The 20042-nt window shown below is 69.4% G+C and carries 18 protein-coding genes; 12 read left to right on the forward strand and 6 right to left on the reverse strand.

What is annotated here, in order from left to right; all coding sequences use genetic code 11:
* Nucleotides 1-33: 33 nt before the first annotated feature.
* Entirely contained in the window at nucleotides 34-1044 is a 1011-nt protein-coding gene (locus tag AC5JOC_RS03040; RefSeq protein ID WP_192003948.1) for a substrate-binding domain-containing protein, read from the reverse strand.
* A gap of 102 nt (nucleotides 1045-1146) precedes the next feature.
* Between AC5JOC_RS03040 and AC5JOC_RS03045 the strand changes: the two genes are divergently transcribed.
* The 5 genes from AC5JOC_RS03045 to AC5JOC_RS03065 all read left to right on the forward strand — a co-directional run bounded on the left by AC5JOC_RS03045 (nucleotide 1147) and on the right by AC5JOC_RS03065 (nucleotide 8715).
* Nucleotides 1147-2499, forward strand: coding sequence for an MFS transporter (locus AC5JOC_RS03045; protein ID WP_191939912.1), 1353 nt, complete (start codon nucleotides 1147-1149; stop codon nucleotides 2497-2499).
* 27 nt (nucleotides 2500-2526) lie between these two features.
* The gene (locus AC5JOC_RS03050) at nucleotides 2527-5022 is read left to right on the forward strand and encodes an alpha-L-rhamnosidase (RefSeq protein ID WP_494245292.1); all 2496 of its coding nucleotides are present in this window, start codon (nucleotides 2527-2529) and stop codon (nucleotides 5020-5022) included.
* Nucleotides 5019-7271, forward strand: coding sequence for a glycoside hydrolase family 3 C-terminal domain-containing protein (locus tag AC5JOC_RS03055; protein ID WP_494245294.1), 2253 nt, complete (start codon nucleotides 5019-5021; stop codon nucleotides 7269-7271). Before AC5JOC_RS03050 ends, AC5JOC_RS03055 begins: the two co-directional genes overlap by 4 nt.
* Before the next feature lie 86 nt (nucleotides 7272-7357).
* Entirely contained in the window at nucleotides 7358-8143 is a 786-nt protein-coding gene (locus AC5JOC_RS03060; RefSeq protein ID WP_191939909.1) for an SDR family NAD(P)-dependent oxidoreductase, read from the forward strand.
* A gap of 146 nt (nucleotides 8144-8289) precedes the next feature.
* Complete coding sequence (locus AC5JOC_RS03065; protein WP_494245369.1) at nucleotides 8290-8715, forward strand: RES family NAD+ phosphorylase; 426 nt, start codon at nucleotides 8290-8292, stop codon at nucleotides 8713-8715.
* Between the two features lie 49 nt (nucleotides 8716-8764).
* Here AC5JOC_RS03065 and AC5JOC_RS03070 read toward each other — a convergent pair whose 3' ends face one another.
* A complete protein-coding gene (locus tag AC5JOC_RS03070; protein ID WP_494245296.1) occupies nucleotides 8765-9109 on the reverse strand; it encodes a CGNR zinc finger domain-containing protein in 345 nt (114 codons plus the stop codon).
* 239 nt (nucleotides 9110-9348) lie between these two features.
* Between AC5JOC_RS03070 and AC5JOC_RS03075 the strand changes: the two genes are divergently transcribed.
* Nucleotides 9349-10221: an alpha/beta fold hydrolase gene (locus tag AC5JOC_RS03075; RefSeq protein ID WP_494245298.1), complete on the forward strand. Its 873-nt coding sequence runs from the start codon at nucleotides 9349-9351 to the stop codon at nucleotides 10219-10221.
* 62 nt (nucleotides 10222-10283) lie between these two features.
* Here the strand turns inward: AC5JOC_RS03075 and AC5JOC_RS03080 are convergent, their stop codons facing one another.
* The 3 genes from AC5JOC_RS03080 to AC5JOC_RS03090 form a co-directional block, all read right to left on the reverse strand.
* Nucleotides 10284-11159, reverse strand: coding sequence for a hypothetical protein (locus AC5JOC_RS03080; RefSeq protein WP_494245300.1), 876 nt, complete (start codon nucleotides 11157-11159; stop codon nucleotides 10284-10286).
* Between the two features lie 93 nt (nucleotides 11160-11252).
* Nucleotides 11253-11732, reverse strand: coding sequence for a hypothetical protein (locus AC5JOC_RS03085; RefSeq protein WP_494245302.1), 480 nt, complete (start codon nucleotides 11730-11732; stop codon nucleotides 11253-11255).
* A 633-nt stretch (nucleotides 11733-12365) separates the two neighbouring features.
* On the reverse strand, nucleotides 12366-12569 hold the full coding sequence (locus tag AC5JOC_RS03090) for a hypothetical protein (RefSeq protein ID WP_192003942.1): 204 nt from the start codon (nucleotides 12567-12569) through the stop codon (nucleotides 12366-12368).
* 151 nt (nucleotides 12570-12720) lie between these two features.
* Here AC5JOC_RS03090 and AC5JOC_RS03095 point away from each other — a divergent pair, with 151 nt between their 5' ends.
* A complete protein-coding gene (locus AC5JOC_RS03095; RefSeq protein ID WP_494245304.1) occupies nucleotides 12721-13608 on the forward strand; it encodes a MerR family transcriptional regulator in 888 nt (295 codons plus the stop codon).
* 215 nt (nucleotides 13609-13823) lie between these two features.
* On the opposite strand, the gene AC5JOC_RS03100 is transcribed toward AC5JOC_RS03095, so the two are convergent.
* Nucleotides 13824-14507 carry a response regulator transcription factor gene (locus AC5JOC_RS03100; protein WP_206428274.1) on the reverse strand — a complete coding sequence of 228 codons (684 nt, stop codon included), beginning with the start codon at nucleotides 14505-14507 and terminating at the stop codon, nucleotides 13824-13826.
* A gap of 116 nt (nucleotides 14508-14623) precedes the next feature.
* Between AC5JOC_RS03100 and AC5JOC_RS03105 the strand changes: the two genes are divergently transcribed.
* The 5 genes from AC5JOC_RS03105 to AC5JOC_RS03125 all read left to right on the forward strand — a co-directional run bounded on the left by AC5JOC_RS03105 (nucleotide 14624) and on the right by AC5JOC_RS03125 (nucleotide 20020).
* Complete coding sequence (locus AC5JOC_RS03105) at nucleotides 14624-15238, forward strand: hypothetical protein (RefSeq protein ID WP_079704232.1); 615 nt, start codon at nucleotides 14624-14626, stop codon at nucleotides 15236-15238.
* Nucleotides 15235-16278, forward strand: coding sequence for an efflux RND transporter periplasmic adaptor subunit (locus AC5JOC_RS03110; RefSeq protein WP_494245306.1), 1044 nt, complete (start codon nucleotides 15235-15237; stop codon nucleotides 16276-16278). The genes AC5JOC_RS03105 and AC5JOC_RS03110 overlap by 4 nt, the downstream gene beginning before the upstream one ends.
* The gene (locus AC5JOC_RS03115; protein ID WP_159876406.1) at nucleotides 16275-16976 is read left to right on the forward strand and encodes an ABC transporter ATP-binding protein; all 702 of its coding nucleotides are present in this window, start codon (nucleotides 16275-16277) and stop codon (nucleotides 16974-16976) included. Before AC5JOC_RS03110 ends, AC5JOC_RS03115 begins: the two co-directional genes overlap by 4 nt.
* Complete coding sequence (locus tag AC5JOC_RS03120) at nucleotides 16969-18156, forward strand: ABC transporter permease (RefSeq protein ID WP_494245308.1); 1188 nt, start codon at nucleotides 16969-16971, stop codon at nucleotides 18154-18156. The genes AC5JOC_RS03115 and AC5JOC_RS03120 overlap by 8 nt, the downstream gene beginning before the upstream one ends.
* Nucleotides 18157-18226: 70 nt before the next feature.
* On the forward strand, nucleotides 18227-20020 hold the full coding sequence (locus AC5JOC_RS03125; protein WP_167374488.1) for a sensor histidine kinase: 1794 nt from the start codon (nucleotides 18227-18229) through the stop codon (nucleotides 20018-20020).
* Nucleotides 20021-20042: the final 22 nt, after the last annotated feature.

The following is a 20042-nucleotide window of genomic DNA, read 5'->3' on the forward strand; positions in this document are numbered from 1 at the left end:
GGTAGGACCGCGTTTCGCGAGGTCGCCCGCCGTTCAGCGAACGAGCTGGTCCGAGGCGGGTATCGCGGCGCAGGAGTCACGGACGATGACCTGTTCCAGGACCGCTTCGGAGAGATCCGGCAGCTCGGTCCCGCTGGCTTGGGCGATCGCGACGGCTGCGAAGTTCGCGCCGTCGGCTTCTTCGTTGCGGCGCACGGTCGTCAGGGAGGGGACGAAGAGGGCTGCGATCGGTGCGTCGTCGTGGCCGATCACGGAGAGATCGTTCGGCACGCTGAGGCCGAGTCGCAGAGCCGCTCCCACGATGAGGGCCGCGACGTCGTCGTTGTAGGCGGCTACGGCGGTGACTCCGGCGGCGCGCCAGTCACGGACCGCTTCGATCGCATCGTCCTGCCCGGCCAGTGTCCGCACGTCGAGTGGAACCCGGTCGTGTCGTTGCTCGTGCTGCTGAGCTGCCTGGACGCGCACGCTGGCGAGATCAGTCAGCCGGGGATCAGCCGTCGAGGCATAAGCGATGCGGCGGTGTCCGAGGCCGTGCAGGAACCTGAGTTGCTCGGCAGGTCCCGTTTCGGGTGAGGCGCTGCCGCCGATGTCGTCGGGGAAGATGTGATTGATGCCCTGAGCGCGCATGCTCACGAGTTGCTCCGGCGTGAACGGGGCGAACCCCATCACGACCTCCGGCTCGAGCAGCTCCCACAGTGGCCGAACGGCGCTTTCGCGGCGAGGCGTATACGTCACCAGGGTGTACCCCGCATCGTCGAGCACGCTGCTGGCTGCCTCGATCAACCGCTGCATGCTCGCGCCGACAGGCCAGTCGGGGAGGACGAGGAGGACGATGCGGCTCGCCCCTCGGGCGAGTGCCTGCGCTCCGGCGTGCGGCCGGTAGCCGATCCGCTCGGCCGCCTCCAACACGCGTGCGCGGGTACTCGACGAGATCGTCTGTCCGGCGGTCTGGTTGAAGACGAACCCGACGGTCGCGCGCGACACTCCGGCTTCGCGTCCGACGTCGGCGGCCGTTGGGCGTTTCTTCACGAGGGGATCGCTCACCGGACCACTCTGCCGTACTTGTGCTTGCGCGTGCTAGTTCGATCGGACTAGAGTGCAGAACTAGCGCGCGCTACCCGGCGCCATTTCGACAACGGAGTCCCCATGACACACGAGCCCCCACGCAACGAGACGCCGCGAGCGTCCGCTGCCCCCGCCCAGCCGTTCCCTGCAGCGCCGGCAGCCGTCGAGGAGGTCATCGACAGCGCACCCACCCGGGCCGAGCCGCAGGCGAGCCCGTCCTACATCTGGTTCCAGGTACTGGGGCAGTTCGGCGTCTTCGTCGCCTTCATCACTCCGCTGGCGATCTCCCTGGCGATCCGCCTCTCGGAGCTTGCTCCCGGCCGTGACGAGTACCTCGGCTACATCACCGGGTCGGGTGCCCTCGTCGTGATGCTCACCGCTCCGTTGTTCGGGGTGCTCAGCGACCGCACGCGTACGCGGATCGGGCGTCGTCGTCCGTTCATGATCGCGGGCACGGTGTTGGGTGTGGTCTCCCTCGTGGTGATGGCGCTCGCTCCATCCGTGTTGGTGCTCGGTTTCGGCTGGGTTCTCGCGCAGATCGGCTGGGGTCAGGTGCTGCAGAATCTGCAGACGTCGATGGCGGACAAGCTGTCTGAAACACAGCGTGGCAAGGTCGCCGGACTCGCGGGGTTCGCGACCCAGGTGGCGCCGGTGTTCGGTGTCGTGATCGCCGGGTCGTTCTCCGGGAACGCTCTGCTCCTCTTCCTGCTCCCGGGGCTCGTCGGAGTGATCTTCGTCGCCATGTTCGTGCTCTTCACGCGGGAACCGGACACGCGGGGGGCCCGCTTCGATGAGCGGCTCTCGCCGAAGACCTTGTTCAGTAAGTATCTGTACAACCCGCGGCGGTTCCCGGACTTCTCGCTGGTCTGGCTGGGGCGGTTCCTCTTCTACTTCGGTCTCACCCTGAACACGACCTTCACCGCGTTCTTCTTCGCCTCACGGCTCGGCGTCGAGGTGACCGAGGTCGCACCGATCATCGCCACCCTCGGCCTGTTCGGGATCGGAGCGACGACCCTGGGCGCGATCGGGGGCGGGTTCCTGTCGGACAAGGTCCGCCGCCGACGCGTCTTCGTCCTCCTCGGCGCCGTGCTGTTCGCCGTCGGCGCGATCGTGATGGCCCTGGCTTCCGACGTCCCGGTGCTGTACACCGGGTCGCTGATCACGTCGGTCGGCATCGGGATGTTCGCCGCGGTCGATCAGGCGCTGATCCTGGACGTCCTGCCGGAGAAGGCCACCAACGCCGGGCGGTACATGGGGATCATCGGCTTCGCCGTGTCGATCCCGCAAGCTGTCGCGCCGTTCATCGCGCCCGTCTTCCTCGCGATCGGCGTGACCGCCGGCGGCGGTAAGAACTACACACTGCTCTACATCATCGCCGCAGCGTTCACCCTGCTCGGAGGGCTCGTGGTCCTGAGAATCCGATCCGTCCGATAGCCCGTCACCACCGCTCGAGGAGCCACCATGTCGACCTGGACCGCGTCCTTCATCACTTCAGCCACCCCCAGTCCAGCGCCCGAGGGCCCTGCCGCGTACCTTCGCAAGGAATTCACGCTCACGAGACAACCTGCTGCCGCGACACTGCGAGTCACCGCCGTGGGGTTGATCGAACCCCACCTCAACGGATCAGTGGTCGGTGATGAGGTCCTCACTCCGGGCTGGACGTCCTATCGTCACCGCCTCGTGGTGAGCAGCCACGAGGTGACCGATCGCATCCGCATAGGCGGCAACGTGATCGGTGCCGTCGTGGGCGAGGGGTGGGCGCTGGGGCGACTCGGGTGGGAGGGCAAGCGCCACCACTACTCGGAGCGACCCGCCGGCTGGTTGCAGCTCGAGCTCGAATACGCCGACGGCAGCACCGAGGTGATCGTGAGCGACGACACCTTCCGATCCAGCACCGGTGGGGGGCTGACCGACAGCATCTACGACGGTGAAGAGTTCGACGCGCGCCTGGAGCCATCAGGGTGGGACGCGCCGGGCTTCGACGACAGTGCTTGGGATGGTGTGTCCCTGATGGACTGGCCGCAGGAGTCCCTCGTCGAACCCATCGCCCCGCCGATCCGGCGCATCGAGGAGCTCGCGCCGGTGGACATCCTCACCACACCCGCTGGTCTCACCGTGCTGGACTTCGGCCAGATCATCTCCGGATGGGTGCGACTGCAGGTCACGGGCCCCGCCGGCACGACCATCGCGCTCCGCCACGCAGAGGTCATGACCGACGGCGAGCCTGACTACGAGACGATCCGCACAGCGCGGGCGACGGACCGGTACACCTTGAGCGGTGGTGGCCCCGAGGTGTGGGAACCGCGCTTCACGTTCCACGGCTTCCGGTATGTGCAGGTCGACGGGTGGCCCGGCGAACTCACCGCCGATGCGGTCCGAGCGATCGTCGTGCACTCCGACATGCGGCGCACCGGGTGGCTCGAGACGTCCGATCCGCTGCTGAACCAACTCCACGCGAACGCCGTCTGGTCGATGCGCGACAACTTCGTCGGCGTACCCACCGACTGCCCGCAGCGGGACGAACGGCTGGGCTGGACCGGCGACATCAACGCCTTCGCGCCCTCCGCCGCATTCCTCTACGACGTCCGCGGCGTGCTCGGGTCCTGGCTGCGCGACCTCGCCGCCGAGCAGGCGGCGCGGGGCTTCGTGCCCTGGGTCGTCCCCGACGTCCTGTCGACCCCGTCATCGCCGACCGCCCTGTGGAGCGACGTGGCCGTCAGTCTGCCCTGGACGCTGTATCGGGAGTACGGCGACCCGCGGATCCTCGCGGAGGCCTACCCCTCGATGACCGCATTCATCCGCCAGGTCGCCGATCTGCTCGACGAGAACGGGCTGTGGAGCAGTGGATTCCAGTATGGGGACTGGCTCGACCCCGATGCGCCGGCGGACAACCCGGCCGGCGGGAAGACCGATCGGCACCTGGTCGCCGCGGCCTATCTCTGCCGAACCACTCGGGAGATGGCCGACACCGCCGGCGTCCTCGAGCGGCCCGACGATGCAGCGGAGTTCCGAGCGCTGGCCGAACGCGTGCGGACCGCCTTCCTGAATGAATACGTCAGTGCGAACGGGCGAGTGGTCGACGAGACCGCGACCGCCTACGCGCTGGCGATCGCGTTCGACATCCTCGACGAGTCCCAGCGGGCACACGCGGGGGACCGGCTCGCAGCGATCGTCGCGAAGGCCGGCTACCGCATCTCGACCGGATTCGCCGGCACTCCGTTGGTCACCGACGCCCTGTCCTCGACCGGCCACCTCGATGCGGCCTACCTGCTCCTCCTGGAGACGGGCTGCCCGTCGTTCCTGTACCCCGTGACCATGGGGGCCACGACCGTCTGGGAGCGATGGGACTCGATCCGTCCCGACGGCTCGATCAACCCGTCCGGCATGACCTCCCTGAACCACTACGCGCTCGGCGCCGTCGTCGACTGGATGCACCGCACGATCGGCGGCCTCACCCCGGTCGAGCCCGGCTACTCCAGGATGCGCATCGCGCCCCGGCCTGGCCGCGGTGTCACTTCCGCCGTGCTCAGACACACCACCACGCACGGCGACGTCCTCGTCGACTGGCGGATCGTCGACGGTGAGGGCCGCGTGCTCGTCACGATCCCGGACGGCACGACCGCCGTGGTCGAGCTCCCGCTGCACCCGGATGCGGCGGCGTTCGAGATCGCTGCCGGGTCGCACGAGTGGAACTACCCCGTGGAGGACGCGGGCCAGGGCGGTTCGTACAACTTGGACTCGACCCTGGGCGAGATCGCAGCCGATCCGAACGCCTGGCGCCTGTTCACCGACGCGTTCGGCCGACACGTCCCTGGCGTGCCGCTGGACGGCGACGACCCCGGCGCCGCGGCCCTGTCCATCAGAACCCTCCTGGACTACATCCCGGGCGCATCCGAGGAACTGAAGACCGACATCGAAGCGTCCCTCGACGCCGCAACCACTGGAGCATCAGCATGACGTTCGATCCATCAGCACTGACCCTCGCGCAGAAGGCAGCCCTCCTCTCCGGCGCCGACTTCTGGTCCACGAAGAGCCTGCCCGACGCGGGCATCCCATCGATCGTCCTCACCGACGGACCCCACGGCGTGCGACGCCAGGCCGGTGACGCCGACCACCTCGGCATCAACGACAGCCTGCCATCGACGTGCTTCCCCCTCGCCGTGGCGGTGGGCAGCAGCTGGGACCCGCAGCTCGCCGCACAGGTGGGTGCCGCCGTCGGCCGGGAAGCACGGGCGTTCGGAGTCTCCGTCGTCCTCGGACCAGGGGTGAACATCAAACGCAGCCCGCTGTGCGGCCGGAACTTCGAGTACTACTCCGAGGACCCTCACCTCTCCGGAGTGCTCGGCGCCGCTCACGTCACCGCGATGCAGGAGACGGGGGTGGGGGCTTCGGTCAAGCACTTCGCCGCGAACAACCAGGAACACGAACGGATGCGCATCAGCGCAGACGTGGACGAGCGCACCCTCCGGGAGATCTACTTCCCGGCCTTCGAACGAGTCGTCCGGGAGGCCAGGCCCGCCACCGTGATGTGTTCGTACAACAAGATCAACGGGGTCTACGCCTCCCACAACCGATGGCTGCTCACGGACATCCTGCGCACCGATTGGGGCTTCGAGGGCGCGGTGGTCTCCGATTGGGGCGCCGTCAGTGACCGCGTCGCAGGTGTGGCAGCCGGGATGGACCTGGAGATGCCCGGCAGTGGAGGAGCCACCGACCAGCAGATCGTCGACGCCGTGCTGGCCGGGCGACTCGACGAAGAGCTCGTGGACGAATCCGTCCGCAGGGTCGTGGCGCTCACCGAGCTGGCAAGCGATGCCACCGGTGATCTCGACGTGGACGGCCACCACACGCTGGCCCGACAGGTCGCGGCGGATTCGATCGTGCTGCTCAAGAACGATGAGTCCACCCTCCCCATCCGGCCGGACACCCGCATCGCCGTGCTCGGCGCCTTCGCGACCACGCCCCGGTATCAGGGAGGCGGCAGCTCCCACATCAACGCCACCCGCGTCGACGCCGCCCTCGACGCCATCCGCGACCAGTCGTGGGCGGAGGGGGTGACCATCGAGCACGCGACCGGGTTCACCGAGGACGGCTCCGGTGACACCGCCGCGCTCCTCGACGAAGCGGTCGCCGTCGCCGCCCGTGCGGACGTCGCCGTGCTGTTCGTCGGGCTGGGAGACCGCGACGAGTCCGAAGGGTTCGACCGCGACACCCTCGCCCTCCCGGCCCCGCAGGTCGATCTCATCCACGCCGTCGCAGCGACAGCGGCGAAGACCGTCGTCGTGCTCTCGAATGGAGGCGTCGTCTCGCTCGAAGGCTGGCACGACGAGGTCGACGCGATCCTGGAAGGGTGGCTGCTCGGTCAGGCGAGCGGCTCAGCCATGTCGGATGTGCTGTTCGGCCGGGTCAACCCGTCCGGCCACCTGGCGGAATCGATCCCGCTCCGTTTGGAAGACACCCCCAGCTGGGTGAACTTCCCCGGCGAGCAGGGCCACGTGCGGTACGGCGAAGGCGTCTTCGTCGGGTACCGGTACTACACCTCGGCGGAGGTGCCGGTGCGGTACCCGTTCGGTCACGGACTCAGTTACACCACGTTCTCCACCGAGAGCGTCGTCGCCCGGGTCGTCGGTGACGCCGAGGTCGAGGTCGACGTCACCGTGACCAACACCGGTGAGCGCACTGGCAAGCACGTCGTCCAGCTCTACGTCGCCCCGGCACCGGCGCCGGTGCGCCGCCCGGTTCGAGAGCTGCGCGGTTTCGCGAAGGTCGACCTCGGTGCCGGCGAGAGCACCACGGTCACGCTGCGGCTCGATCGGCGCGCCTTCGCCTACTGGGACATCGAGCTCGACCGGTGGGTCGTCACCGCCGGCGACCACCTGATCCAGGTCGGCTCGGACGCCGCCACCATCACCCGCGAGACGGCCGTGACGCTGAGCGGAGACACGATCGTCCGCGAACTCACCCTGGCGTCCACGGTCGGCGACTGGTTCGGTCACCCCGAGGTCGGACCCTTGCTCATGCAGGGCATGTCCGCGGGGATGACCGCGGAGCAGGCCCAGCAGGCCGCGGAGAACCCCGACCAGCTCAAGATGGTCGAATCCATGCCCATGCAGCAGTTCCTCGCATTCGTCCAGGGCGCCATCCCCGAGGAGTCCCTCGAGCAGATGATGCAGCTGTCGCGATCCGCTGCGGGTGCCGCACGATGACGAGGGTGCCGCCGCCTGGCGGTCCGGGCTCGCCGGTCGGCCGGCCACAGAACATCCCGAGAACGACGACGCCGATGGAGGCACACATGAACAGATACGACGACAGGCGAGTCCTCATCACCGGGGCAGGCTCCGGTATCGGACAGGCGACGACCCTGCGGATCCTCGCGGAAGGCGGGACGGTCGTCGCCGCGGACATCAGCGACACAGGCCTGGCGGACACCGCGTCGAAGGCAGGCTCTGACCTCGAACGCTTCCATCCGGTGATCATCGACATCGGTGACGAAGGATCGGTCCGTGGCGGCGTGGAGGAGGCCGTCGGAATCCTCGGCGGGCTCGACGTCCTCGTCAACGCGGCCGGCATCCTGCGTTCCTCCCACACGGCGACGACCAGCCTGGAGAGCTTCCAACAGATCATCCGCGTCAACCTCACCGGGACGTTCCTCATGATCCGCGAGGCCCTTCCAGCCCTGCAGCGGGGTACTGGAGCCGCCGTCGTGAACTTCAGCTCCACATCCGCCGGCTTCGCCCATCCCTACATGGCCGCGTACGCCGCGAGCAAGGGAGGCGTGCAGTCGATGACGCACGCGCTCGCCGCCGAGTACGCCAAGGATGGCATCCGGTTCACCTCCGTCCAGCCGGGCTCCATCTCATCCGGGATGACCAGCGGGACGGGCATGAGCGGTCAAAGCGTGGGTCCGGGCCTGCCGGACGACGTCGACTACAGCCTCATGATGAAGCTCCAACCCATGCTCGGTGAAGGCTTCGCCTCACCCGATGCCGTCGCGGGCGTCGTCGCGATGCTCGCGAGCGCCGACGGCGCGTTCATCACAGGCACGGAGATCCGGATCGACGGCGGAACCCACGCCTGACCCCTCGATCACCTGCTGACATCGGGTCGCGCGCGACATTCCGCGGTGAGAAGCTTGCGTTGTGACCGGTATCGACCTGACCTTCGCGCCACCGCTGAGGGGCACGTTCTACCGCGCCGATCGACCCGAGCTTCCGCGAGTTCGCGATCGCCGGATCGCGCGCCGCCGGGCGCTACTCGCGGGCGAACGAGCCGACGCTCTACCTGAGCTCGTCCATCGATGGCGTCGAGGCCGCGATGATCGCCCACCAGGATGCTCGGGCGGCGGCGCGCGAGATCGTGGAGATCGATGTCGAGGCGTCCGGCATCGTCGACCTGCGCGACGTGGGAGCGCTGGAGTCGGCAGGCATCGACCTCGCTGACGCGACAGCCCCGTGGCAGGACGTCGCCGCCGCCGGAGGCACGCCGACGTCGTGGAGCGTCCGCGACCGCCTCCTTGCCGGCGGCGCGAACGGGTTGATCGATCCCTCGCGCAAGCGCCCGGGGCTCTGGCATCTGGTGCTCTTCCGCTGGAACGAGCCTGATGCGCCGGTCGTCAGCTTGAGAGGGACTCATGTCGCCGCCGCGAATTGATGCCGCGACACGACGTTCGTCTCTGATCCGAGCGCGTCCCGAGCCCCGCTCAGCTCTGAGCGCGGCGCGCGTGCGTGCGCGCCTTCATCCGGTTGCCGCAGACCGCCATCGAGCACCACTTCGCGGTGCCAGGGCGGCTGTGGTCGACGAGGAACTGCGTGCACTCGTGGTTCGCGCAGGCACGGAGGCGCCCGGGGAACTCCGTGATCACGCTCGACCACGCCAGCACGACCCCCGCCACCAAGGCGATCGTCGTCAGGGACCTGAAGCTCCCAGACCACGCCATCCGGGGTGATGCGCGGCGTGCGCACGGCATCGTCGAGGATGCCCGCGAGGTCTCTGATCGCTCCTCCGTCATCTCCACGGACCATGGTCTGCAGCGCCTGTCTCGCATGTCGGAGGCGCGCCACCTCGTCCACGGATCCCGTGCCGCCCCAGCTGCGCGCCAGGTCTTGTCCGGTCGCCCCCTCGAGACGGTCGGTCGGGGTGCCCTCGACGACCGGCGCACTGTTCAACAGGCCCAGCAGCAGCTCCTCGTCGCGAAGCATCGTTCTCCGTTCTCGTGCGCCGTCCGGCGCCCTGGATCCATGCTACCGTCTGACTAACCAGTAAAACAATCTAAAGGGGTTAGCAATGGTCACCGTCCACCACCGCACCGTCTCGATCGACGGGCTCGACGTCTTCTACCGCGAGGCCGGCCCGGCAGACGCTCCCGTGCTCCTGCTCCTCCACGGGTACCCGAGCAGCTCCCACATGTTCCGGCACCTCATCCCGGCGCTTGCCGGCCAGTACCGCGTCATCGCTCCGGACCACATCGGCTTCGGTCGCTCCTCCGCCCCCTCGGTCGACGAGTTCGAGTACACCTTCGCGGCCCTCGCAGGGGTCACCGGCCGGTTCCTCTCGACCATCGGCGTGACGCAGTACACGATCTACGTCCAGGACTACGGCGCCCCGGTCGGCTGGCGCCTGGCCCTCAACGACCCCACTGCCGTCGTCGGGGTCATCTCCCAGAACGGCAACGCCTACGAAGAAGGCTTCGTGCCGAGCTTCTGGGACCCGATCTGGGCCGACGCCGCCGAACGGACCACCGAGACGCGCGACGCGCTCCGTCCAGCCCTCGGACGGGAAGCCGTCGAATGGCAGTACACCCACGGCGTGCCGGACGTGACGACCGTCGACCCCGACGCCTGGGAGCACGACCTCGCGCTCCTCGCCCGTCCGGGTCAGGACGACGTGCAGCTGGCGCTCTTCCGCGACTACGCCACCAACCGGGACCTCTACCCCGCGGTGCACGAATGGCTCCGCACCTCACAGGTACCGGTGCTCGCGATCTGGGGGCGTAACGACGAGATCTTCGCCGCCGCCGGCGCCACAGCGTTCACCCGCGACGCCCCCGATGCTCGCGTCGAGCTCGTCGACGGCGGACACTTCCTCCTCGAATCCGACCTCGACCACGTCGCTGACACCATCACGGACTGGCTCCGGACGACTGACCGAAGCGCATAGCCCGGCGGGTCGGTCCCTCCACCTGGACCGAGGTCAGCGGCGGCGCGTTCGGCTCGGACGGCTCAGGCTGCTGGCGGGTTGATCGTCAGTACGCCGGGGAGTCCGGAGGCTGCGAACGCCGCTTGGATGGCGGCGGTGACCTGGTCATCCGGCTTGCTGAGGTTGGCGTGGAGCGTGGTTTCGCCGTCGGCGACGGTGTAGATGATGCTGTCCAGGCCCGATGATCCCTGGAACGGGATGGTGAGCGCTTCGAGGAAGTCGGCGAGCGCAGCGGGCGGTGTCTCGTCAGTGGTGATGCGTACGCCCTTGTAGGCGCCGGTGCCGCTGTCCCAGGTCAGGGTCCATCGGACGGGACCGACGGTGTCCTCGAGGCGGTCGCCGGTCGTGTGCTGGCGGAGCAGGTCGACGAAGTCGGTGTACCGTCCCCGCTCGGAAGCGTCCAGATGGGCTGGGGCGTCGGTGGCGAAGTACAGCGTGATCGGCCCCGGTCCGGCCAGGTGTTCGGCGACCGACACCCAGCCGTCGTCGGAGATGGTGTTCCAGTTCTCGGCGAACACGGTCGAACGGGCGGCCGTTTCGACGGTGCTGATGTCGCAGGGTGCGAAGCGGTCGGTGGGTGCGAGTGACTGCAGGACCGTCGCCGTCTCATCGACCGTGATGTCCTCGTCGAGGTCCACCGACAGGGTGCAGCTCGAGCCGGAGCTGTAGGTGAACTCCTTCGCGTACGCCGAGACGGTGCCGTGATCGCCGACGACCTCCTGGAGGACCGGTGTCACCCGCCAGGAGGCGATCTTCATCGTCGAACAGGAGTACAGGATCATCGCTGCGATGCAGGCCATGGCGATGAGGAGGACGAGCACGACGATCCGGCCGGCCCTACTGCGGCGGGTGCGTGGCGATCTCGGCCGGGGTTCGCGAAGGGTCGGCTGGACGAACACGTCACACCACTTCCTGTGTGGCCGACCTGCGTCGGCGGAGGCGACCGGTGCCGACGGCGGCCGCGCGCGGTCCGATCGTCGCCGTCGCGGACATCATCGTCGGGAGAAGAGCCGCTCGAACAGCGAGGGCTTCGGAGCGGGCCGGCTGCCGGCGATCCGGCGCATCCGTGCCTGGATCTCCGGATCGCTCTGCATCGCCAACATCGCCAACCGCGCCGATCCGAGACCCCACTGCGACCAGTGCTTCGCGTGAGCCGTCACCGCCGTGATCTGGCTGAGCTGGTTCAGATCGCTGAGTTCCCGCCATCGCGTGAGGTCGAGCATCGCGATCTCCTCGGCATAGGTCTCGTTCACCCGGGTGATCCCGGCGTTGCCCGCTCGACGGCGCGCAGGGGTCTCGGCCGAGGCGTCGCCCGTCGCGAGGTGGATGGTGGCGAGCTCGTCGAGCAACTCCTCGAACACTGCGTGCAGCTCGGAACGGACCTTGGGGGCTGTCGCGATGACCTGGTCCTCCTCGGTCCTCCACGCGATGAGCACGCCGCCGGAGCAGAGGCGGCACAGTTGCCTGGGCACGATGCGGCTCGTGGCGTAGCCGCACTGGCAATACCCCGCGATGTTGGCAGAGGGTGTCGTCGAGTGAGACGAAGGTGCTGTTCTCCTCCGACTCGGCCTCTTCCACGGACTCCATCAGCAGCAGGGCTCCGGGCACGCCGACGGCCGCCGCCCGTCCGACATAGGTGCCGGGCACCCGGCTGATCTTCGCGGTCCACAGGTCGACGTCCTCGGCACTGAACAGCCCACTGGCCTGACGGACGTACTCACTGACGCTCCGCTCGACGATCGCCTCGAGCTCGGTGTCGAGTCGCTTCATCGCCGTATCGTCCGACGGGTCGTCGAATCGTTCGTTCAGCGCGATCACGGCTTCGCGGCCGCGAGCCACGATCGCCTGGTGCACGGCTGCGGCGCGCGGGTTCCGCTGCAGCAGCAGCTCCTCAGTGCCGAGTATCTCGATGCTCGTGATCATGGGGTTCCTCGCAACGTTGTGGTCGCGCTCAGCGCATGTTCTCGCAGCTGCGTCCCGAAGCGTTGTGATGCGTGCGATGCGATTCCCCATGGCCAAACCGTACCGGTCGCAATCGGCTCAGCGAATGGGGACCGCTCACCATCGAACGTCACCGTGCCCAGGGGCGTTCGTTCGATCGAGATTCACTCGTCGGTCGATGCTGCCCGGGAGTGGTGGCCACGGGCGACAACCGTCGTAGAGGCGAGCCCGGCGATGCCGAAGAGCGCGAACACTGCGACGACCGCCCAGTTCTGGGTGACGATCCCGAAGATGATGAACGCGACAGCGATCACCACGGTCAAGACGGCCGCAATCTGGGAGAGGTTCAGGTTCGTTGCTCTGGTCATGGTCGGCTCCATCCTGTTCGTGCATTCGAACGTAGGAGAACCACAACCGATGCACATCCGTCTCCCGGGGGACGGCCGTGGGTCGACTTGCACCTGCCGTAGCGTCATGTGGTGCAGTGGACGTATTCCGCCCACCGAGGAAGGCCCCCACATGTTCTCGTCCTTCACCCCGCCGCGCCAGGTCACGATCGGAGGCGCCGCTGCGTTCGTCGGCACCACCCCGCGGGCGATCCGTCACTACCACCAGATCGGTCTGCTCCCTGAGCCCGAGCGGGGGAGTGACGATCGCCGCCGCTACGGCTACGACGAGATGATCCGGCTGCTATGGATCCGTCGGATGGCGGACGCCGGCATCGCCCTCGACGACATCCGCGACGCCTTCGCGGACGGCGGCGCCGACACCGACGACGATGTCGCGCGCATCCTGGACCGCCTGGAGGGCTCCCTCGTCGCTCGGCAGGCGGAACTCGAGCAGCAGCGGACCGCCGTGCAGCGCATGCGTGCGCAGGGCAGCAGGTTGGGGCTGCTCTCCGACGTCGTGAGCGACCGCCTCACAGACCTGCCCGAGGGCGCCCTGCGGCAGGACGACCTGGACACCCTGCTCGTGACCGAGCGGATCTTCGGCGGGCTCGGCGCGTCCGTCCAGGCGTCGCGGTTCATCGCCCTGGCCACCCACCCGGAGCTGCGGGAGGAGTCCGACCGGGTCGACGCCGCCGAAGCAGCACTCGACGACACGGTCGCGGTCGACGACCCCCGCGTGGCGGAGGTCGCCGCCGAACGGCATGCCTTCGAGGCGGCCCTCCGCACGGTCATCGAGGACTCCGGCCTGGCGCAGGCCGACGACGACCGCTTCGACGCGTGGGACGAGTCCCACCCCCTTCCCGACGACGAGGACGGCGCAGGCTCGACGTGCGGCTCGACGAGCCTCACCGAGGCCGTCCGGATGATGCCCTACGACTTCTCCCGCGCACGCCTGCGGTGCATGGAACTGGTCCTCGAACTCGATGCACTTGACCTCGCACCACCGGCCGAACGCTGAGTCGTCGACCGCGATCATCCGTGTCGGGACTGGTCAGCACCACACCGCGCCGACCCGTCGTCCGTGTCGGGACTGGTCGTCACCGGTCTCGCCAGGAGGATCAGCGCGGGCCTCGTGTGTGCTGCCGGGCTGGTGCTCGTCTCGGGTGCCGTGCTGAGCTTCTGGGCACTGCCTGTCCTGACCTGAGCCAGCCTCGCGAGGCGTCCGGGCCTCGCTCAGCCCGCGTGGAGGGCGTACCCGACCCCGTAGACGGTGACGAGGCGGGTGGGCTGCTGTGGATCGGACTCGATCTTGGCCCGGAGGTTCTTCACGTGGGTGTCGATGGTGCGGCCTCCGATCCAGCGGTCGGTCCCGTGGAGACGATCGAGCAGGCGGGCACGGCTGAGGACGATGCCGGGATGCAGGGCGAACTCCTCGAGGAGGTCGAACTCGGCACGCGTGAGGTCGAGCAGCCGATCCGCGAGGGTGGCTCGATGCCGGTCCGGGTCGATCTCGAGGTCTCCGACGGTGATGACCGTCGAGGCCGGCACCGTGCGGCGGGCTCGTCGCAACAGCGCTCGGACCCGGGCGACGAGTTCGCGGGGGCTGTAGGGCTTCGCGAGGTAGTCGTCGGCACCGAGTTCGAGCCCGAGTAGCAGGTCGTTCTCGGTGGAGCGTGCGGTGAGGAGCAGGATCGGGAGGTCGAACTGCTCCTCGCGAAGCGTGCGGCAGACCGTGAGGCCGTCGGCCCCGGGGAGCATGACGTCGAGGACGAGCAGGTCGGGCGCGGAGCGACGCACCTCGGAGAGCGCTTCGGCGCCGTCGGCCAGGACGGTCACGTCGTGCCCCTCCCGTTCGAGGTAGCGGCGGACGAGCTCCGACTGCAGGGCATCGTCCTCGACGATCAAGACTCTGGTCACGATCCGATCCTAGGCACGGGCTCGGCGCGCGGTCGGGCTCCGGACCGATCGCTCACAAGTCCTTCACATCCCTCGGCGAGCGTGGGTCACAGCCGCTCACGACACGAGGAGGAACCGTGACACGCATCATCCACCGATCCCTGACCGCCGCCGCGGGTGCCCTGGCGCTCCTGGCGGCACTCACCGCTTGCGCTGCACCGTCCGCCGATCAGTCCGGAGACGGAGGCATCGCGACGTTGGAGACCGCCGCTCCGACGCCCACCGAGGTCGCCGACCCGCTCGTCGCGAAGTACGGCGAGCCCGTGCGTCTGCGTCTCGACATGTCGGATGAGGAGGAGGCCGACGCGTGGAAGCCACGGGACCGCTGTCTCGCAGACCACAGCCCGGCGACGCCGGACGCTCCGACGGGCGGTGATGGAGACGCGGTCAGCGGCGGCGTCGCAGAGGATCTCGCGGGGTTCGCCGAGGCCGAGGCGCTCTGCCAGCGCGTGGCGCCCTTGCCGCCGTGGGAGCTCGACGCTCAGAACCCGGACGCCCTGCGGTTCGCGCAGCGCGTGGTGGACTGCCTGCACGAACGCGGTGTCCGCGAGGTCGAGATCACCGAGCCGGATGCGTTCGGCCGGATCAACCTCGCCTTCGGTGGCGAGGCCAACGACGCCACCTCGATCTCGCTGGGGATGCAGTACGTGGACGCCTGCATGGTGTCCGCATCGGATGGGAGCGCCGAATGACCCGGTCGCGTCGCCGCACCGCGCTCGTCGGATCGCTCGTGCTCTGTGCCGTCCTCGCGGCGGGGGCCGGAGGAGCCGCCCTGCTCCTCCGGCCCGTGGCCGACGCAGCCCCGGTCGAGCAGACCGCCGCGCCGGCCACCGCGGTCGTCGAGCGGGGTGAGCTCGTGCAGACCGCTCGCCTCGACGGCACCGTCGGCTTCGGTACCGCGGTCCCCGTGACGACGAAGGCCGACGGCATCATCACCGGGTTGCCCGACGTCGGCGCGACACTCGATCGGGGATCCGTGGCACTGCGCGCGAACGAGCGACCGGTGCCGGTGCTGATCGGAGCGCTTCCGCTCTATCGCGCGATCGACGGCTCGGGGATGGAGGGGGCGGATGTGAGCATGGTCGCTTCGAACCTGATGGACCTCGGACATCTCAGCCGCAGTGATCCGGAGACCTTCGAGGCCGGGTGGGAGTTCACGGAGGCTGTCAGGGACTGGCAGGAATCGCTCGGCCTGGAGTGCACCGGCACGCTGGCCCCCGCCGACGTGGTCGTCTTGAGTGCGCCGAGTCGCATCGCCGCAGTGACGGCACGCCTCGGCGACGCGGCGGGCGGTCAGCCGTTCTCGGTCACGCCAACGACACGCGTCGTCGATGCGTCGGTCCCGGCGCAGGACGCGGGAGTCATCGGGGTCGGCGCGAAAGCGACGATCGAACTGCCCGACGGGCGCGCCGTCGGCGGGTCCATCGTCACGGTGACCACGACCGGGGAAGGAGCCGACGCGAAGGTCCGCGCGCTCGTCGCGATCGACGATCAGGCTGCACTCGCGGGCGTCGACGCCGCCGCCGTGACCGTTCGGGTCGTCACGAGATCCGTGCCGGACGTGCTGATCGTGCCCGTCGCCGCGCTCGTGGCGCTCGCCGAAGGCGGCTACGCGCTGCAGGACGACCGCGGCCGACTCCACGGTGTCGAGATCGGCCTCATCGCAGACGACCGGGTCGAGGTCAGCGGTGCAGGGATCGAGGCCGGCATGACGGTGGTGTCTGCACGATGACGACGCCGGCACTCGAGCTCGAGCACGTCAGCCGCGTCCACCCCGGCGGAGTCGCTGCACTCGACGACGTCTCGTTGCAGATCGACGCGGGTGAACTCACCGCGATCGTCGGACGATCCGGCGCCGGCAAGTCGACGTTGCTCAACGTCCTCGGCACCCTCGACCGTCCCACGGCCGGCGTGGTCCGCATCGGCGGCACCGACACCCGCGACCTCACGGATCGCGCGCTGTCCACCTTGCGCGGGAGCTCGATCGGGTTCGTCTTCCAGGGCTTCCATCTGACCGACGGCGTGACCGCAGAACAGAACGTCGCAATGGCGCTGCTCTACAGCGGCGTTCCCAGGCGGGAGCGCCGTGACCTCGCCCGCGCGGCACTCGAGCGCGTGGGACTCGAGCACCGCATCGGGCACGCGGCGCAGGACCTCTCCGGCGGTGAACGACAGCGGGTCGCCATCGCCCGGGCGATCGTGACCGACCCGCTCGTCGTCCTCGCCGACGAACCCACCGGCGCCCTCGACACGGCGAACGGCGAACGCGTGCTCAGCCTCCTCGAGCGACTGCACGACGAGGGCACCACCGTCGTCGTCATCACCCATGACGTCGAGCTCGCCGCACGACTGCCACGACGCATCGAGCTGCGGGACGGCCGCATCATCACCGACACCCGGACCGACACCAGGGCGGTGCCGCATGCGTGAGCGTCGCAGACGTCTCGACCCCCGGGATCTGCTCGCCGTCGGCACGGTCGGGCTTCGCACCCGACCGCTTCGCGCCGTGCTCTCGACCATCGGGATCGCCATCGGCATCGCGACACTGGTGACCGTCACCGCCGTGCCCGCGTCCTCCCAGGCCGCGCTCGATCAACAGCTCACGGCGCTCGGAGCGGACCTGCTGCGAGCCGACCCTCGCGCAGGCGCAGACGGAACCCCCGTGCCGCTTCCGGCCGAGGCACTCGGCATGCTGCAGCGCATCGGAACCGTGAAGGATGCCGCCACGGTCGGCAACGCCCACGCCCCCGTCCGCAGCAACGAGCTCCGCGGATACCCGGAGACCGGGCTGACCACACTCGCGGTCCGCGGTGATCTTCGCGAGGTGCTGCGAACGGACGTGACCTCCGGCCGCTGGCTCGACGGGAGCGACCTGCCGACGGCCGTGCTCGGCATCGACGCCGCTGATCGGCTCGGCCTGTCGCAGCTCCCCGATCGGCCGGTCACGATCGACGTCGACGGCGTCGCGTTCACCGTGATCGGCGTGCTCGCAGCGACGCCGCTCTCCGCCGACGTGCAGTCGGCGGTCCTCGTCGACGATGCTGCCGCGCGGCGCTGGCTGAGCTTCGACGGCGCACCGACGGTCGCCTACGTCACGGGTGTCGAGGCGTCGATCGACGCCTTGCGGCCGGTCGTCGCCGCAACCCTCTCCCCGGGGGCGAGCGGACTCGTGCAGGTGAGCCAGCCGTCGGCCGTGCTCGCCGCGAAGGCTGCTGCCCGATCCAGCTTCGATGGACTCTTCCTCGCGCTCGCCGCAGTCGCACTCGTGATCGGAGGCATCGGCATCGCGAACACGATGTTCGTCTCCGTGCTCGAGCGTCGCCGGGAGATCGGATTGCGACGAGCGCTCGGCGCGCACCGCGGTCAGATCCAGGCGCAGTTCCTCGTGGAGGCCATCCTGCTCTGCGCGCTGGGCGGCGTATCCGGAGTCGTGCTCGGTCTCCTCGGGACCGCGGCTTGGAGCGGTCTGCAGGGCTGGCCGCTGGTCGTTCCGGTGGAGACGATCCTGTCCGGCATGAGTGCCGCGCTGGTGACGGGCGCCGTCGCCGGACTCGCCCCGTCCATCCGCGCCGCCCGCCAATCGCCGACCGCGGCGCTCGCCGCGACCTGAGCGGGTCCGACGGTGCGCGGGTGCGCGGATGCGGTCCGGGATGGAAAGTGATGAGAGCATGGCCGACGACATGAGCAACAGCAGAAGAGCGGGTACCGCTGGGCCCCGACGCGTGCCCCGGCTGCTCGCGCGCTATCTCGCGGCTGGACTGCTGCTCGTGCTCGCCTCGGCCGGCGGTACGGTCTGGCTGGCTCAGACCTCGGAGTACCGGTACGACGAGCAGGCGTCCGGTGCCGATCTCGTGCGAGACGAGCAGGTGCTGGATGCGCTCAGGACGTGGGCCGGACGCCACGACGGCTGGAGCGATGTCGGGTCCACGCTGCTGCTGCTCAGCCAGGAGACCGGGCGTCGCATCGCCGTGGTCGACGGTGCCGGAACGGTGATCGCCGACACGGCGCCCGAGCTGCCCCGTCCGGCGGCCTCCACCCGATTGCTCGACCCGCTCGAACCCCTCGGGGACCCGGTGACATCCGAACTGCGTCTGCCCGACGGCATCAGCGGGCCGTTCTCGCTCGACGATGCGCAACGTGACCAGCTCACCGGGCAGGCCGCCGCCGTGGTGGCGTGCCTGGGCGATGCGGTCGTCGACACCGGGGTGTGGGGGAGCGGCCGCCCCGTGGTCAACGGGTACGACGATGCACCGGACTGTGGCCGTGCCGCCTTGAACACCCCGCTGCCGAGCGAGCGGGTCGCCCTCGACGAGCTCCGTGATCGCACGAACGCCTGCCTGCTCGCCGCGAACGCGCCGCTGGTCACCGACGTCGAACTCGATCTGTCTCCGTCGAGCGCCCCTGCGCAGCTCGCGTTGCGCACCGTCCCGACCGGCGACGACTCGGCTGACGGGTGCCTGCTGCAGGCGCGCATCGACCAGGCTCGGGCGACGACGGCGCCTGCCGTGAACGTGGTGCTCACCGACCAGCGAGGTGACGCGCAGGGCCCGCTCGACGCGAGTCCTGGATCGATCGCCCGCGTGGGCGTGTTCGTCGTGGTGCTGCTCGCACTCCTGGCGGTGGCCGCGGCGCTCATCGTCGTGCCGACCCTCCGTAGTGCCCGCCGACTCGAGACCGCGGTCGATCGGTTCAGCGCGGGCGATCGTGAGGCCCGCGCGGCGTTGCCCGCTCGCGATGACCTCGCCGGCGTCGGCGCCGCGTTCGACCGCATGTCCGGTGAGATCGCTGGACACGAAGCGTCACGGCGACGGCTACTCGGCGACATCGCCCACGAACTGCGCAGCCCGCTCACGAACATCCGCGGATGGGTCGAGGCGGCTGACGACGGTCTCGGTCTCGACGATGCGGCACTCCGCCGGCTCGTGCTCGACGAGGCCGGGCGGATGGAGCGGATCACCGGGGACCTGCAGCTCCTCGCGCTCGCGGAGGCCGGCGACCTCGTGCTGGAGCGCAGGGCGTGCGACGCGGCGGTGATCGTGCGAGAGCTCGGCGAAGCGTACCGAGCGCAGGCGGCGAGCACGGACATCGCGTTGCACGTCGAGCTCTCGGGGCCGTTGCCGCTCGAGACCGATCCTGCGCGGCTGCGGCAGATCCTCGACAATCTGCTCTCGAACGCTCTGCGCCACACGCCGCCGGGCGGTCGTGTCGACCTCGAAGCGGTGACCGCTGACGACCTGGTGCGGATCGCGGTCGTCGACACCGGCGAGGGCATCGCCCCGGCAGACCTGCCGCGGGTCTTCGACCGGCTCTGGCGCGGCGAGCCGTCTCGGGTCCGCGCCGGGCAGAGCACCGGCCTCGGTCTCTCGATCGCCCGCGGCCTCGCTGAGGCGTTGGGCGGCACGCTCGTCGCGCAGAGCGCCCTCGGCGAGGGCAGCCGCTTCGAGCTGTCGCTGCCTGCGCGCGTGCCGGAGTGACGGAATCCGCTTCGCGTCAGAG

Source organism: Plantibacter sp. (assembly GCF_059073635.1).